We start from the raw sequence: 15955 nt of genomic DNA on the forward strand, positions 1-15955 counted from the left end.
TCAGAAGGGTGCGGGTTCGTAGGGGTTGTCGGCGGGTTCGTCGGTGATCCGGAACTCCAGACCCGGGTTCGTCCACTTCGCCCACAGATCATCCGGGAGATCCTCTTCCGGGGTGAAGTGCACCCCGTGGCCGGGTGGGTTGTCGATGTGGATTCGCCCGGTGGGTGAGGTCCACTCCATCACCCCGCCGGGGAGTTGTCGGACTTTCCAGGCGGTGAACTGTTTCATGCTGTGGTGTCTTTGGCAGAGGCAGCAGAGGTTGCAGATCTCTGTTTTCCCGCCGAGGGCGGCGTCGTGGTTGTGGTCGATCTCGCATTTGCGGGCGGGCATGCGGCATCCGGGCCACCGGCAGTGTTTGTCCCTGCCTTTGAGGAATCGGTCCATCGGTTTGGTGCGCTGGTAGGTGTCCACCGCCATCGTCAACCCGGTGATGGGGTGGGTGAGGAGCCGCTCCCACGTTCCGTCGCTGTTCCCTGCGAGCAGCCGGGCGGTCTTCGCGTCGATGGGTCCGACCCCGGCGAGGTCGCAGGGGACGTCGCTTCGTCCCATGAGGGCCATGACCGGGATCACGACCTGCACCTTCGCCGTGATCGCCCCGAGCCCGCCCGGCTGATCGCCAGACCCGGTGGGGTCCACGTGCGGTGTGGAGGTGAGGAGCATGTCGGCGAACAGGTCCGCACGGACCTCGTCCAGGGACCGAGTGTCATCCGATCCCGGTTCCCGGGCGGCAATGATCGCATTCGCCTGGTCGGTGACCCGCTGGAAGATCCCCTCGATCAGCACCGTGGAATGCACAGACCGCAACTCCGACATCCCCTCCCCGATCGAGTACCGGACGATCTTCCGCTCACGAAACGCCCCCTCATGCCGCTCCGTCAGGGTCCGCGGGTTCATCCGCTCCGCGATGATCTCCAAATCCGCACGGGCACGACCCGGGGTCTCGTCCAGACAGATCTCGGCAGCGAGCTGATCGAACTCACCCTTCGCCTCCGGCGGCAGCCGCCGGCCGATGTCCTCGATCACCGCGACATGCGCGCGGGTGATCAGCCCCTTCTCGAGGCAGTGCAACGTCGCCGGGTAGTCGTTCACCAACGCGAACGCACTATCGATCTGACGCTGCACCGACCGGTCCGACAGCCGCACCGCTGCGGCGATCTCGGCCGCGACACCCCGCAACGCCATGTCCCGGTCCCGCACCACCGCCGACGACCCCTCCGCCAGCCGTGCCGCGAACGCCCCCGCCTTCGCAAGCGCCCGGGCCTGCGCCGCCTCCGCTGCCGCGAGCACACCTTGAGCCGCCTCGACTTCGGCGAGGACGCCGCTCAGCTCACTCCGGTCCTCCTCGCTGAGGAGGGTAAGCCGCGGGTTCGAACGCATGTATGAAGCATGGCACCGACCTCCGACATTCGGACTCGAAACCCTCAACCTAAGGGTGAACCCATATCCTGACTCATTCCGACCCGCCCGCCGCCACCTCGAAAGCCTGATGTCCGACCCCCGGAGTAGACAGGAAGGATGCCGAAGACCGCCGCGCCCCTGTTGCTGATCAGCCGCATCTACGCCGAGGATGCCGCGCTCAAACTGCCGCGCGGTCGGGAAGTCGTTGCACGCTGGCCCGACGCCGAGGTCGTCCCGATCGCCTCGCACTGGCAGATCCCCGAGGTGCATGGCGATGAGACCAACGTGGCCCGCTGGGTGCGCATCAAGACCGAGGCGCTCGTCCTCGGCGTGAAGAAGAGCGTCGCGACGCGCCCGAACGGCCGGTCGGCCGACTTCATCGCGCCGTCTACGGCGAACGGATGCGCGATGGCCTGCGCCTACTGCTACGTGCCGCGGCGCAAGGGATACAGCAACCCCGTCACCGTCTTCGCGAACATCGACCAGATCACCCGCCACCTCGCACGCCATGTCGCCAAGCAGGGCGAGAAGACCACGCCCAACCAGTGCGACCCCGACTCGTGGGTGTACGACATCGGCGAGAACAGCGATTGCTCGGTCGACGCGATGCTCAGCGAGAACGTGCGTGATCTCTGTGAGCTCTTCCGGATGACACCGACGGCGAAGGCCTCCTTCGCCACGAAGTTCGTCAATCGCGACCTGCTCGACTGGGATCCCGCAGGGCGCGTCCGCGTGCGCTTCTCACTGATGCCGAATGCGGTGGCGAAGGTCACCGATATCCGCACCTCACCGGTGAGCGAGCGGATCGCCGCCATCAATGACTTCGTCGACGCCGGCTACGAGGTGCACGTGAACTTCTCGCCGGTCATCCTCACGCCCGGATGGGTGGAGGAGTGGACCGCACTCTTCGAGGAACTCGACGCCACCCTGCACGCTCGCGCCAAGGCGCAGCTCGCGTGCGAAGTGATCTTCCTCACCCACAACGAGCAGCTTCATGAGGTGAACCTCGGATGGCACCCGAAGGCCGAAGAGCTGCTCTGGACCCCTCAGAACCAGGAGCCCAAGCTCTCGCAGAATGGCGCCGTCAATGTGCGGTACCGCTACGGCCTGAAGAGCGCGGCCGTTGCGCAGCTGGAGGCCCTGATCGCCGAAAAGCTACCGTACTGCCGCGTGCGCTACGCGTTCTAGCTCGACACCGTCGACCCGCACCCTTCTCACGCGCTGCACCGCTGAGCCTGCGCGCGGGTCGTGACCCGGCCGAGCGAGCCCCGCCCCACGCGCCCCGCGCTCCCTGCCGAGCACTCGGCCGGGAAGGTCATCGTTCGTTCGTCGCAAATGCACGCCGCGGTGCCCCGGTCGCGTACATGTCCTAGGAACGAATGCCGGGGGCGGGTGAGGTCAGCGACTGCCCGCGCGGCACGGCGCCGCCTTCGCCATCTCTCACGATCGAGAGACTCGGCCAGTTCCCCGTTTGAACCGTTCGCGACCCTAGGTTAGGCTCACCTAACGTGAGGACCGAAACGGAGACCACGAACCCGGCGAGCGAGCTGCGCGGCGACGCGCTGGCACTCAGCTACGGTCGCACCCGCGTGGTGCACGACGTGTCCCTCCACCTCCGCCCCGGCGTCGTCACCGCGCTCATCGGCCCGAACGGCAGCGGCAAGTCCACCGCCCTTCGCGCGCTCGCGCGTCTCCACCGCGTCGACGGCGGCGCTGTCCACCTCGATGGACCCGGCGTCTCGCGCGACGCCGCGTCGCTCTCGGCCAAGGAGTTCGCCAAGGCCGTCGCCATGCTCTCGCAGTCGCGCCCGCACCCCTCGGGCCTCGAGGTGCGCGACATCGTCGCCCACGGGCGCCACCCGCACCGCAGCCGGTTTGCCGGACTCAGCGACGCCGACCGCGCCGCCATCGACCATGCCCTCCGCCTCACCGGACTCCTCACGATGGAGCACCGCGCCGTCGACGAGCTCTCCGGCGGCGAGCTGCAGCGCGTATGGCTGGCCACCGCACTCGCGCAGGGCACCGGCATCCTCCTCCTGGATGAGCCCACCAACCACCTCGACCTTCGCTACCAGGTCGAGACCCTCGACCTCATCTGCGACCTCGCCGATCACGGCACCGCCGTGGGCGTCGTGCTCCACGACCTCGACCATGCCGCGCTCATCGCCGACGAAGTCGTGCTCATGAGCCGCGGGCGCGTGCACGCGACGGGCGCGCCCGCCGAGGTGCTGACGGCTGCGAACCTCACCGAGGTCTACGAGTTCCCCATCGATACAGAACTGGATGCCGCAACGGGGCGCGTCCGAGTGATGCCGCGTGGTCGCCACCACGCACGGGCCAAGGCCCGCAGTCGCGCCCATCTGCACGCCGTCTCCGCCTGACGTCCGCGGCGGCGAAAGCGTCGCGCCCCGGCATCCGTTCCTCTCTCTCACCGCACCCCCACATCGATGGAGTTCGTCATGACCAAGAAGCCCCTTACGCTGTTCGCCGGCGCTGCCGCCCTCGCCCTCGCGCTCACCGGCTGCGGCACCACGCAGACCACTCCGACGACAGAGGGCAGCGCCGCTCCCGCGACCTCCGCGAGCGAGGGGTGCGCCGACGACACCACGACGACCTCCACCGACCCGGTCGAGCTGACCGACGCCTTCGGTCGCACCGTCACCCTCGACCAGCCGGCCGAGCGGGTCGCGGTGCTGGAATGGCAGCAGATCGAAGACGTGCTGAGCCTCTGCCTCACCCCGGTCGCGGTGGCCGACGCCGACGGGTACCGCACCTGGAACTCCGCCGAAGAGCTGCCCGAGAGCGTCGAGAGTGTCGGCACCCGCCAGGAGCCGAACCTCGACGCCCTCTTCGCCACCGAGCCCGACCTCGTGATCGTCGAGGCGTACACCCGCGATGACGCGATCATCGCGCAGCTCGAGGAGTACGGCGTTCCGGTGCTCGCCACCGTCGGCGCGAACGCCGAAGACCCGATCGCGCAGATGCTCGACACCTTCGGTCTCATCGCCGAGGCGATCGGCCGGGAGGAGCGCGCCGAGGTCGTCACCGACGAGTTCGAGCAGTACCTCGCCGACGCCAAGGCCGAGGTCGAGGGCGCGAGCCCCGAGGTCACCGACTTCGTCTACTTCGACGGCTGGGTCGACGGCGGCAACGTCTCGATCCGCCCGTTCGGCCAGGGCTCGCTCGTCGGCGAGCTCGGCGAAGAGCTGGGTCTCACCAACGCCTGGACCGGCGAGGTCGACCCCGCCTACGGCCTCGGCCAGACCGACATCGAGGGAATGACCACCGTCGGGGACGCGCACCTCTTCTACACCGGCACCGAGGACCCCGACTCGGAGAGCTTCATCGATGCGGCCGAGTCGAACCCGGCGTGGGCGTCGATCCCGGCCGTCGCCGAGGGCCGCATCGCCGCGTTCCCCGCCGGCATCTGGACCTTCGGCGGCCCCCGCTCGGCCGAGCAGATCATCGACGCGTACGTCGCCGCCATCACCCAGTGAGCACGCGCATCGCCGAGCGCTCCTCGACAGGGGTAGCGCTCGGTGTGCTCGCGGCCCTCTTCGTCGTCCTCGTCCTCTCGGCGGGCTGGCACCTCACGCAGGGAACGAGCGGCGCGATCTTCGCCGACCCCGACGTGCTGTGGGGATCGCGCATCCCGCGCCTGGCCGCCGGGGTCGCCGTCGGCGTCGCGCTGGGCGTCGCGGGTCTGCTCATGCAGTCGCTCTCGCGCAACGCCCTCGCCTCGCCCGACACCCTCGGCGTCACCGCCGGGTCGTACCTCGCCGTCACCGCCGTCGCGGCGTTCGGCATCGTGGTGCCGATCTGGGCGTCAGGGGTCGTCGCGTTCCTCGGCGGGCTCGCCGCCGCCGTGATCGTCCTCGGACTCGCCGGGGGAGCGGGCACTTCGACCACCCGTCTCGTGCTCGCCGGATCCGCGCTCGCGCTGGCGTTCCAGGCAGGCACGTCGGCGCTCCTCGTCCTGTTCTCCGAAGAGACGAAGGGACTGCTCGCGTGGGGGAGCGGCAGCCTCTCGCAGCTCGGGATCGAGGCGTTCCTGCGCGCCGCGCCCGTCGTCGTCGTCGCGGTCATCCTCGCCCTCGTGCTCTCGCGCCGCCTCGACGTGCTCGCGCTCGGCGATGACACCGCTTCGTCGCTCGGCGTGCCGATCCGTTCGACGCGGGTCGCCGGCATCCTCATCTCGGTCCTCCTCACCGCGACCGCCGTCACGCTCGCCGGCCCGATCGGATTCGTCGGCCTCTGCGCCCCCGTGCTCGCGCGCCTGCTCGTGCGGGTCGTGCCCGCCCTCGGGCGGCACCTCTTCTTGATCCCGCTGTCGGGGGTGATCGGCGCGATCGTCGTGATCCTCGCCGACGCGCTGCTTCGCGCCCTCATCGGCGCCGAGGGTGCCATCGCCGTGCCGACCGGGGTTGCGACCACGGTGTTCGGGGCGATCGTGCTCGTGCTGATGGCGCGGCGCCTGCGCGACGCGGGCCCCACGCGTCGCCCTCCGACAATGCGGATCGGCGTGCGCACGCAGCGTCGCTTCGTTGTGGTCGTCGCCGTCTCCGCACTGGTTCTGGGCGCCACGGTGCTCGCCGGCTTGCTGCTCGGCAGCACACGCCTCCTCACCGGCGACATCGTGCTGTGGCTCACCGACTCTGCTCCGCCGCTCGTGGCGTTCGCGTTGGATGAGCGCGCTCCGCGCGTGGTCGCCGCCGTCGTCGCGGGCGCCGCGCTCGGATTGTCGGGCAGCATCACACAGGCGGTCAGCCGCAACCCGCTCGCAGAGCCCGGCCTCCTCGGCATCACGGGCGGTGCGGGCCTGGGTGCCGTGCTGGTCGTCACGAGCGCGACGGCGAGCAATCTCGGGATGCTGGTGGCCGCCGTCGTCGGAGGACTCCTGGCGTTCGCGCTGGTCTACGCGCTGGCCTGGCGCGGAGGATTGAGCGCCGACCGGTTCATCCTCATCGGCATCGGCGTCTCGTACGGCGCCGTCGCCCTCACCACGTTCGTGCTGCTGCGCGCGAACCCGTGGGACACCCCGCGCATCTACACGTGGCTGTCGGGCACCACCTACGGGCGCATCTGGGAGCAGGTCATCCCGCTCGCTATCGTGCTCGCTATCGCGCTGCCCTTCGCGATCGTGCGCCGCCGCGACCTCGACATCCTCGCGATGGATGAGGACACCCCGAAGCTCGTCGGCATCCGCCTGGAGCGCACGCGCCTCGCGCTGCTGGTGACGGCGGCGGTGCTCGCCGCGCTCGGCGTCGTCGCGGTCGGGGTCATCGGGTTCGTCGGGCTGGTCGCCCCGCACGCCGCGCGGGCGCTCGTCGGTGCGAAGCACGGGCGGTCGATTCCTGTCGCGGTGCTGCTCGGTGCCGTTCTCGTAGCCGTCGCCGACACCCTGGGTCGCACCGTCATCGCCCCGGCGCAGCTGCCCGCGGGCCTTGTGGTCGCGCTCATCGGGGCGCCGTACTTCGTGTGGCTCCTCTGGCGGTCGCGCGACGCGTGAGATCTATGACGGCGCACCCTTGCCCCGGCGCACCCTGAATCGCAGGTGGGTCTCGCTCGCGAACGCCGACGTCTCGAGCCGTTCGAGATCCACCCGCATCCCGAGTCCACCGAACAGCGAGATGCCCTCGCCGAGCAGCACCGGCGTGATGTCAAGATGGATCTCGTCGACCAGTCCGAGCCGCAGGCACTGCCGAGCGATGCTGCCGCCGAGGAGGCTCACCCACCTCTCGCCGGCGGCGAGCTTCGCGCTCTCGACCGCCGTCGCGATGTCGTCGACGACGAAGGTGTAGATGATGCCGTCCCGTTCGACGGGTTCGGCGGGCGTGTGCGTCATGAGGAAGACCGGCGCCTTCACCATTCCGCCGTACGGGATCTCATCGTCTTCGATCGTGCGGGTCTTGTTCGCGCCACCCACGACGGCGCCGATGTTCGCGCAGACGCGGTCGACGACTTCCTGATCCTCGGGCGCGGACGGGACGTCGAACATCCAGTCCACCTCACCGCCCGGTCCCGCCAGGAACCCGTCGAGAGTCAGCGTCGCGTGGATGAAGACGAGGCTCATGCTCACTCCTTTGCGGTTAGTGAAAGAGGATAGGCCCATGTCGGAACGTGAGAAGGCGCTCGACGGCCCCCCGTCGTCCGTCGATCTGACGTTGCAGAACCTGAACCTGAACCTCCTGGTCAGCCTCGATGCGCTCCTGCGCGAACGGAACGTCTCGGCGGCCGCGCGTGCTCTCGGTGTCAGCCAACCCACGGCCAGCGCGGCCCTGGCGAGGCTGCGTGCGCACTTCGATGACCGGCTCCTTGTACGGCAGGGGCGTGAGATGGTGCTCACTCCGCTCGCCTCCGGCCTCGTCGAGGCGGCACAGCACGCGATCGTGGCGGTGACCCAGGTATTCGGTCACAAGCCCGGAACGGTGCGCGACGAAGACATCACGCGGAACTTCCGTTTCGCGAGCTCCGATTACGGCACAGCCATCGCTCTCCCGCCGCTCGCGGCTCGCATCCACGCGGATGCCCCCGGTGCCACCCTCACAATCGAGACGTCGAAGCCCCTCGATCTCTCCACGCTGGACGAACGGCTGCGCACCATCGACGGCGTGATCGTGCCCCGCGGAATCGTCGACGGCCTCCCGCACATCGAGCTCTTCTCCGACGAATGGGTCGGCGTCGTGTCGGCCCACCGCGCCGATGCACCCGAGGCCCTCACGATGGACGATCTTGCCGCGCGACCCTGGGTCACGACTTTCAGCGAACGCAGCATGTATGTCCCCGTCATGCGACAGCTCAGTCTCCTCGGCGTCACACCCCGTCCGGTCGTCACGGTGCAGAACTTCGCCGAGGCGGCGCCGTTCATCGACGCCGGGCCCTTCTTGGCCGTGATGCAACGCCGCCTCGCCGAGCGGATGGCCGAAGCGTGGCGCCTCCGCATCCTCGATCTCCCCTTCGAACCGGTCCCCATCGTTCAGGCGCTCTGGTGGCATCCGATCCACGAGAGGGATCCCGAGCATCGGTGGCTGCGCGCCACGCTCGCGGACCTCGTGAGGCGCGGCATATATAGCCAGGCGTAATACTTGAGATAGAGATTCGGTTCTATCTATGTTCCGTACGGCGTACCTAGCATGAGCACAACGCAAAGACGCGGTAAGGGGACGACGTGCTTGAGCAACAACCTGCGGTCATCAGTTTCTCGGATGTCACGCAACGGTTCGGCGACAACGTCGCCCTGTCCTCCATCACGGTGGACTTCCTTCAGGGCGAATTCGCTACGATCGTCGGCCCCAGCGGGTGCGGGAAGTCGACCCTCCTGCGCCTCATCGCCGGACTGATCATCGCGTCCGACGGGCAGGTCCGTGTCGACGGGCGGGAGGTCATCGAGCCACGGTCCGACGTCGGATTCATGTTCCAGCGGCCCACCCTTCTGCCGTGGCTGAGCGCCGTCGAGAACGTCCTTCTCCCCATCACGCTCCACCGGCGCCCGACAGCGTCCGACCGCCGCGAGGCCGAATCACTCCTGGCAACGGTGGGATTGGCGGGAAGCGAGGCTCGCTACCCCGATCACCTGTCGGGTGGGATGCAACAGCGCGTCGCGCTTGCGCGGCTGCTGATGACGGGCGCGCGCATCCTCCTTCTCGACGAGCCGTTCGGAGCGGTCGACGAGTTCACGCGGGAGAAGCTCAACTTCGAGCTCCTCCGCATCCAGAGAGACACCGGCGCGACGATCCTCCTTGTCACGCACAGCATCACTGAAGCCGTACTCATGGGTGATCGCGTTATCACGATGACTCCCCATCCCGGGAGGATCGGCCGCGTGGTCGACGTCGACCTCGGACCCAACCGAGACCGCAGCGTGCTGCGGAGTGCGGCATATCTCGATGCGGTCAACGACGTGCGTGACACCTTCGACACCGATCGGAGCGCAGCGTGAGCGGTTCTGCGCGAAAGGGCGCGGTAGTGTCGGCCCGCGCGATCTGGCCCGCCGCCGGCCTCTTCGTCGTCCTCGTCGTCGCCCTGGAGTTTGTGGCGAGTATCGGACTGGTCAGTGCCTTCGTCCTACCGCGCCCCTCCGAAGTCTTCTTCTCCCTCTCCGATCTCCTGCTTTCGGGCCGGGTGTGGGAGCACGTAGCCGCCACGACCTTCGAGACGGTGGCGGGATTCCTCATCGGGTCGGTCGCGGCATTCGTTCTCGCCGTTCTCGCCTCGATGTCCGACCTCGCGCGTCGCGCGGTATACCCGTACGTGATCGCCCTTCAGGTCACGCCCCTCATCGCCGTGGCCCCGCTGATCATCGCGTGGCTGGGGTTCGGCTACTCGTCGAAGATCGCCATCGCCGCGCTCATCTGCTTCTTCCCGGTCTTCGTGAACACCGCCGCCGGCATGATGTCGACGGATCGGACCGAGGAGGAGCTCTTCCAGTCGCTGCGCGCCGGGAAGGTGCAGACACTCGTACGGCTGCGCCTCCCTCGGGCACTGCCGACCATCTTCGCGGGGCTGAAGACCGCGATGACTCTGGCCCTGATCGGCGCGGTCGTCGGCGAGTTCGTTTCTGCGGAACGCGGGCTCGGAGTCCTCGTCACCCGCTACAGCTATCAGCTCGCCGTGGCGGCGGCGTTCGCCGTCGTCATCCTTCTCACAGCGCTCGGCCTGCTCCTCTACGGCGCCATGGTGCTTGTAGAGCGCTACGTCGTCTACTGGCGATCCGACAGTCGGCTCCTGGCGCGAGAGCGTCGGCAGAGCACCCGTTCCGAACCCACCCCGTCACCGTCGACCCGCACCGCCGCGGGCGTCGAGACGTGAACGCAAAGGAAGAGAACATGTCCACAGCACTGAAGAGGTCCTTCGCCACACTCGCGGCCGGTTCCCTGGCCCTGGCCGTGGTCGGATGCAGCTCCGGCGGGGGAGGCGAGAGCGGGACGGCTACGGTGCGCTGGGCGCAGCCGACCCCGGAATCCATGGCGTACTTCCCGTACATCGTTGCGGACGAGCTCGGCTACTTCGCCGACGAGGGCGTCGAGGTGGAACTCGCGCCCACGAGCGAGGACCTGTCGACCGCCGCGCTCGTCTCGAGCGGATCCGTCGATATCGGCGCCGCGTCGGCGGGTGAGATCTTCTTCGCCCTGCAGACCGACCCGGAGTTGACGGTCGTGTACGACGCCGCCAGCTTGTCGCCAGAGGGGATCGTCGTTCCTGCCGACAGCTCGGCGACCAGCGTCGCCGACCTCGAGGGCGCCACCATCGGCATCGCCTCCGACGAGGAACGATCCCTTGTGGCGGCCGCGCTCGAGGCCGAAGGAATGTCTCTCGACGATGTGAGCGTCGTCGCGGTGGGTGGCGGCGGCCAGGTGATTGCGAACGAGCTCGACGGTGGACAGTTCGATGCCTTCGCCGGATCGGTCCTCGACTTCGCCGCGGTCCAGGCTGTCGGCTACGAGCTGCGGCAGATCACGCCGGAGGCCATCGCCACCACGCCGTCCGGCGCGTATGTCATCTCGGCCGATGCCGAGGAAGACGTCATCGAGCGGTTCCTTCGGGCGATGACCCGCGCCACCGCGTACGGTCTGGAGAACCCGGACGAGCTGGAGTCCATCCTCCGCGAGCGCGTGCCGGAGGAGTGGGAGAACGAGGATGTCGCTCGTGCGCTCTTCGACTTCGGGCTCGAGGTCTGGACGCCCCGTGAGGGCGGGCAGTACGGCACCCTCGACCCCGAGGTGTGGCAGACGGCACAAGATCGGCTGATCGCCGCCGGGGAGCTCGAGGAGGAGATCGACCTCGACCGACTGCTCGACGATCAGTTCATCGAGTCGGCGAACGACGCGATCGACTGATCACGCGGCAGCGACCTTCGCCAGCATGGTCGTCTCGGCCAGTTCGGCCAGGCGCCGTGTGGCGGGGGAGAGGTAGGTTCCCTCCCGCCACACCAGCGCGATCGTGTCGTACATCGGCTCGGCGAACGGCGTGACGTGCACGCCCTCGGGAAAGGTGGCGCCCTCGGCGATCGTCCGGCAGACCATGGTGTCGGCGGCTCCCGTCGCCACGAGGTTCAGCGCCGTTTCGACATGCTCCACCTCGATGGCGGGCTCGATCGTGAGCCCGCGGAGGCGCGCGCGCTCGAGGAGCTGGCGCCGGGTGGGGTCGTTCCACCCCGCGTAGGCGTCGTAGAGCACGAGCTTCGCGCGAGCCACTTCCTCGATCGAGACCGGGCCCTGATCGGGATGCCGCTGCGCGGAGACATAGACCACCTCATCGCGGAAGAGCGGCTTCACCTCGAGTCCCTCGTCGGTGACGGGGAGCACGACCAGGCCCGCCTCGATCTCACCGCCCGCCACCGACTCGGCGACGAGGGAGGAGTTGAGGCCGACCAGTCGAACCTTGACGTGAGGATGCCGCATGTGGAACCGCTGCACGAGATCGGACAGGTCGTAATAAGCGGCGTTGCGCAGAACGCCGAACGTGCAGGTTCCGCCTTCGAGCGACACCAGAGCCTGGATCGCATCGACTCCGTTCGTGATGGCGGTCACCGCCTGCACCGCGTGCTCCCGGAGCTCCAACGCAGCGGAGGTCGGTACGAGGCGGCGGGGTCCCCGGGTGAAGAGCTTCAGGCCGAGTTCCCGCTCCAGCCGCGCGACCAGCTCCGAGACCGACGCCTGCGTCGACTCCAGTTCGATCGCGGCTGCCGTGAAGCTGCCGCGCTCGAGGGCGGCGAGGAACGCCTTCAACTGCGTCAGTGTCATCCGATGGCTCCGTCCCAGCCCTCAACCATAGGGAAACCCTGTGAAGTCCACAATATGCACTGGGCTTGTGGGGGTACAGCCCGCTCCCTAGGGTGGCTCGCATGCGCTTTTCCCCTCGACTGCTCGACCGGCTGAACGGTTCGTTCGTCCATCTCAAGACCCCCGAGATCGACGCACCGGCCGCACAACGCGACCCCGCCGTCATCCGCACGGTGACCGAGATGCTGCAGAACATCGAGCGAGGTGGACTCGACGCCGTACGCGACTACGCCCGTCAGCTCGACGGCTACGAGGGTGGCGACATCGAACTGACGAGCGCTGAGATCGCACGGAGCGGTGACCGGCTCGACCCCGAACTACGCGAGGCCATCGAACTCGGGGCATCCCGCACCCGCGCTTTCGCGGAGACGCAGCGTGCGAAGCTCGTCGACTTCTCCACCGAGCTCGAGCCCGGGCTCGTCACCGGCGTCCGCTATGTGCCCGTGTCGCGTGTCGGCGCCTACCTGCCGGCGGGGCGCTTCCCCCTCACCGCCTCGGCCTTCATGACGGTCGGCGTCGCCAAGGCGGCCGGCGTCCCCTCGGTCATCGCGTGCACGCCGCCGCAGCCCGACGGTCGAGCGAACGATGCGGTGGTCTACGCCGCCCACGTCTCGGGAGTCGACCGTGTCTTCCTCCTCGGAGGCGTGCAGGCGCTCGCGGCCATGGCGTTCGGCCTGCTCGCGGACTTCCCGGTCGACATGCTCGTCGGGGCCGGCAATGCCTACGTCGCCGAAGCCAAGCGTCAGCTGTTCGGCACGGCGGCGATCGACCTGCTCGCCGGTCCCTCCGAGGTCGCGGTCATCTCCGACGAGACGGCTGATCCCGAGATCGTCGCCGCCGACCTGCTCGGGCAGGCCGAGCACGGGCCGAACTCGCCGGCTGCCCTCGTCACGACGTCCGATTCCCACGGTCTCGCCGTTCGCGATGCCGTCGAGCGACAGCTCGAAACCCTGGCGACCGCGTCGATCGCGGGCCCGGCGTGGCGCGACTACGGTTCGATCACCGTCGCAGCCGACCGCGAGATCGCCGTCGCGCTGATGGACGACCTCGCGCCCGAGCACCTCGAAGTGATCACCGCCGACGACGAGTGGTACCACGACAATCTGCGCAACTACGGCTCGATCTTCCTCGGCGAATGGAGCACGGTCGCATACTCCGACAAGGGGATGGCGGGCACCAATCACGTCCTGCCCACCGCGGGCGGCGCAAAGCACAGCGCCGGTCTGTCGGTGTCGCGGTTCCTCAAGCCCCTGACGTTCCAGCGCATCTCCCGCGAGGCGACGCCCAGCCTGGCGCACGCCGTTCAGGTCATCTCCGACTCCGAGGGAATGGCGGCGCACAGCGCCACCGCCACCATGCGCCTCGCGACCTACCGAGAGCCCGCCCACACGGCGTGAGCCGCTGAGGATCGCGAAGGGAGGAGCGACGACGATGGAGCACACCGATCAGGGCGACCCCGTGTCGAGGCGGGTGCGCGCCGTCGCGCTCAGCCCCCGCATCCAGTTCGGTGATGTGGACGGAAACCTCGCGCGCCTCGCCGACGCTCTCGCCGAGGCATCCGGCGACACCGATCAGCTCATCGTCGCCCCGGAACTCGCGACCAGCGGCTATGTCTTCCTAGACCAGGCCGAGGCGCGAGATCTGGGGATGTCGCGGACCGACGCGCGACTAGCGGGCCTGTCCCGCGTGATCGGCCCCCGCGCCGTTGCGGTCGTGGGCTTCTGCGAGCGGGACGGTGGCGACCTCTACAACAGCGCCGCGGTCATCACCCGCGAGGGGATTCAGGCGGTCTATGCGAAGTCGCACCTCTGGAGCGCCGAGTCGGCGATCTTCCGCCCGGGTCCGTCGGCCGGGATCGTCGTCGACACCGAGATCGGGCGCGTAGGCGTGGCCGTCTGCTACGACAACGAGTTCCCCGAAGTTCCCCGCGGGCTCGCGCTCGCCGGCGCCGACATCCTCGCCCTGCCGGTCTGCTGGCCCCTCGTGCCCCGACCGGATGGCGAGCGCGCGCCGGAGATCGTGCAGGCGATGGCGGCGGCGCGATCATCACGGCTGCCCACGGTCATCGCCGACCGGCACGGCTCGGAGCGCGATGTCGTGTGGACCGGCGGAACCGCCGTGATCGACGGTGACGGCTGGGTCGTCGCCGAAGCCGCCGGCGCCAGCACCGAGGCTGTGCTCGACATCACTCCCGGTCACAAGGCTCTCGGCCGGTGGAACGACCTCTTCGGCGATCGCCGTCCCGACATCTACGCGTCACCCGACCCCCACACCCGAGAGGGATCATCATGAACAACCCGCAGCCCGAGATCAGAGAGACGCAGGTCGCTCTGCCCGCGACCGGTGGCATCGAGGTCAAGTCGATCGACTGGGTGCCGCTGTCGGAGCGGACCGGCAAGCCCACGAGCCTGTTCTCCCTCTGGTTCATGTCGAACGCGAACCTCACGACCCTGGCGACCGGCATGGTGGGTGTGGCGATGGGCGCCAACCTCGTGGTCTCTCTGGTCGCGATCGTGCTGGGTGTGTGCGTCGGAACGGTGTTCACCGCGTTCCACTCGGCGCAGGGACCGCAGCTCGGTCTGCCGCAGATGATCCAGTCGCGGGCGCAGTTCGGCTACCGAGGCGTCGCGCTCGTATGTCTGGTGGTCATCGCGAGCATCGTCGGCTTCAACATCTTCAACCAGCTGCTCGCCGGCGACGTGCTCACGACGACGACCGGGGTCGACGCCGGCGCGGGCTGGTACATCCTCATCACCGCTCTCGCGCTGACGCTGGCGATCGTCGGCTACCACTGGATCCACCGCGTGCAGAAATGGCTGACCTGGCTCTTCCTTGCGACCTTCGGCATCTTCACCGTCGTCGCAGTCGTCGCGCTGCCGCTGCCCGCCGAGGCGCTGTCACTGGGCGACATCAACTGGCCCGCGTTCCTCGTGCAGTTCGCCGCCGCGGCGGCCTATGCGCTGGGTTGGGCGCCCTACGTGTCGGACTACTCCCGCTACCTCCCGCCGCAGACGAGCCCCCGTCGCGCGCTGTTCTACACGTCGGCCGGCGTCATCGTCGGCGCCGGATGGCTCATGGCCCTGGGTGCATTCGTCGCGTCCCTCTTCAGTGACGCCGACCCGGTGGGGGCGATTGCTGCGACCGCCGACGCCCTCTTGCCGGGCCTGGGTGTCTTCCTCCTCTGGAGCGCACTCCCTGCCCTCGTCACGGTCATCACGATCAACATCTACGCCGCGAGCATCGAGCTGATCACGGTGGCCGACTCGTTCGTGAAGGTGCGCCCGACCCGGATGACGCGAATCGTCGCCTGCACGATCGTCGGCCTCGCGGGGCTTCTGGGCGCCGTGTTCTCGACGGGCGAGTTCCTCGACTCGTTCGGGAGCTTCCTCGTCGTCCTGCTCTACGTGCTCGTGCCGTGGACCTCGGTCAACCTCGTGGATTACTACTTCGTCCGTCGCGGACGCTACGCGATCGCGGAGATGTTCCGCCCGCACGGCATCTACGGCGCATGGGGATGGCGGGGCATGACCGCCTATCTCATCGGCATCGCCGCGATGGTTCCGTTCGTCGTCACGACGTGGTTCGTCGGTCCGATCGCCCAGGCCATCGGAGGCATCGACATCGCGCTGTTCGTGGGGCTCGGGGCGTCGGCTCTCGCCTACATCCTGCTGGCGCGCGGCCTCGACCTCTCGGCCGAGCGTGCGCTCGCCGCGGAGGAGGGCGACGCTTTCGGCGTGCGATCCGTCTCGTTCGATCAGGCTCGCGGGTGACCGCGG

The 15955-nt window shown here is 68.6% G+C and carries 14 protein-coding genes; 11 read left to right on the forward strand and 3 right to left on the reverse strand.

Translation table 11 applies throughout. The features are described 5' to 3' along the window. Nucleotides 1-1377 (reverse strand): HNH endonuclease signature motif containing protein, encoded by a 1377-nt coding sequence (locus tag QSU92_RS13150; RefSeq protein ID WP_289262610.1) that lies wholly within the window; start codon nt 1375-1377, stop codon nt 1-3. Nucleotides 1378-1515: 138 nt separating this feature from the next. Here QSU92_RS13150 and QSU92_RS13155 point away from each other — a divergent pair, with 138 nt between their 5' ends. From QSU92_RS13155 to QSU92_RS13170, 4 genes are all read left to right on the forward strand, one after another. Further along, nucleotides 1516-2586 (forward strand): spore photoproduct lyase family protein, encoded by a 1071-nt coding sequence (locus QSU92_RS13155; protein WP_289262612.1) that lies wholly within the window; start codon nt 1516-1518, stop codon nt 2584-2586. A 320-nt stretch (nt 2587-2906) separates the two neighbouring features. Further along, a complete protein-coding gene (locus tag QSU92_RS13160; protein ID WP_289262613.1) occupies nt 2907-3779 on the forward strand; it encodes an ABC transporter ATP-binding protein in 873 nt (290 codons plus the stop codon). A gap of 78 nt (nt 3780-3857) precedes the next feature. Then, nucleotides 3858-4895, forward strand: a complete 1038-nt coding sequence (locus QSU92_RS13165) for an iron-siderophore ABC transporter substrate-binding protein (RefSeq protein WP_289262614.1) — start codon at nt 3858-3860, stop codon at nt 4893-4895. Continuing rightward, the gene (locus QSU92_RS13170; protein ID WP_289262615.1) at nt 4892-6907 is read left to right on the forward strand and encodes an iron ABC transporter permease; all 2016 of its coding nucleotides are present in this window, start codon (nt 4892-4894) and stop codon (nt 6905-6907) included. The genes QSU92_RS13165 and QSU92_RS13170 overlap by 4 nt, the downstream gene beginning before the upstream one ends. A gap of 3 nt (nt 6908-6910) precedes the next feature. On the opposite strand, the gene QSU92_RS13175 is transcribed toward QSU92_RS13170, so the two are convergent. Further along, a complete protein-coding gene (locus QSU92_RS13175; RefSeq protein WP_289262616.1) occupies nt 6911-7471 on the reverse strand; it encodes a dihydrofolate reductase family protein in 561 nt (186 codons plus the stop codon). Between the two features lie 37 nt (nt 7472-7508). Between QSU92_RS13175 and QSU92_RS13180 the strand changes: the two genes are divergently transcribed. From QSU92_RS13180 to QSU92_RS13195, 4 genes are all read left to right on the forward strand, one after another. Beyond that, on the forward strand, nt 7509-8480 hold the full coding sequence (locus tag QSU92_RS13180) for a LysR family transcriptional regulator (RefSeq protein WP_289262617.1): 972 nt from the start codon (nt 7509-7511) through the stop codon (nt 8478-8480). A gap of 86 nt (nt 8481-8566) precedes the next feature. Further along, on the forward strand, nt 8567-9337 hold the full coding sequence (locus tag QSU92_RS13185; RefSeq protein WP_289262618.1) for an ABC transporter ATP-binding protein: 771 nt from the start codon (nt 8567-8569) through the stop codon (nt 9335-9337). Next, on the forward strand, nt 9334-10206 hold the full coding sequence (locus QSU92_RS13190) for an ABC transporter permease (RefSeq protein ID WP_289262619.1): 873 nt from the start codon (nt 9334-9336) through the stop codon (nt 10204-10206). Before QSU92_RS13185 ends, QSU92_RS13190 begins: the two co-directional genes overlap by 4 nt. A 17-nt stretch (nt 10207-10223) precedes the next feature. After that, on the forward strand, nt 10224-11234 hold the full coding sequence (locus tag QSU92_RS13195) for an ABC transporter substrate-binding protein (RefSeq protein WP_289262620.1): 1011 nt from the start codon (nt 10224-10226) through the stop codon (nt 11232-11234). On the opposite strand, the gene QSU92_RS13200 is transcribed toward QSU92_RS13195, so the two are convergent. Further along, nucleotides 11235-12140 carry a LysR family transcriptional regulator gene (locus QSU92_RS13200; protein ID WP_289262621.1) on the reverse strand — a complete coding sequence of 302 codons (906 nt, stop codon included), beginning with the start codon at nt 12138-12140 and terminating at the stop codon, nt 11235-11237. It abuts the gene before it with no gap. A gap of 101 nt (nt 12141-12241) precedes the next feature. Here QSU92_RS13200 and hisD point away from each other — a divergent pair, with 101 nt between their 5' ends. The 3 genes from hisD to QSU92_RS13215 are packed head-to-tail and all read left to right on the forward strand — an operon-like array spanning nt 12242 to nt 15949. Further along, nucleotides 12242-13576: a histidinol dehydrogenase gene (gene hisD / locus QSU92_RS13205; protein ID WP_289262622.1), complete on the forward strand. Its 1335-nt coding sequence runs from the start codon at nt 12242-12244 to the stop codon at nt 13574-13576. 34 nt (nt 13577-13610) lie between these two features. After that, nucleotides 13611-14471, forward strand: coding sequence for a nitrilase-related carbon-nitrogen hydrolase (locus tag QSU92_RS13210; RefSeq protein ID WP_289262623.1), 861 nt, complete (start codon nt 13611-13613; stop codon nt 14469-14471). Continuing rightward, nucleotides 14468-15949: a purine-cytosine permease family protein gene (locus QSU92_RS13215; RefSeq protein WP_289262624.1), complete on the forward strand. Its 1482-nt coding sequence runs from the start codon at nt 14468-14470 to the stop codon at nt 15947-15949. The genes QSU92_RS13210 and QSU92_RS13215 overlap by 4 nt, the downstream gene beginning before the upstream one ends. The last annotated feature ends 6 nt before the right edge of the window (nt 15950-15955 follow it).

This window comes from Microbacterium sp. ET2 (genome assembly GCF_030347395.1).
Classification (GTDB): Bacteria; Actinomycetota; Actinomycetes; order Actinomycetales; family Microbacteriaceae; genus Microbacterium; species Microbacterium albipurpureum.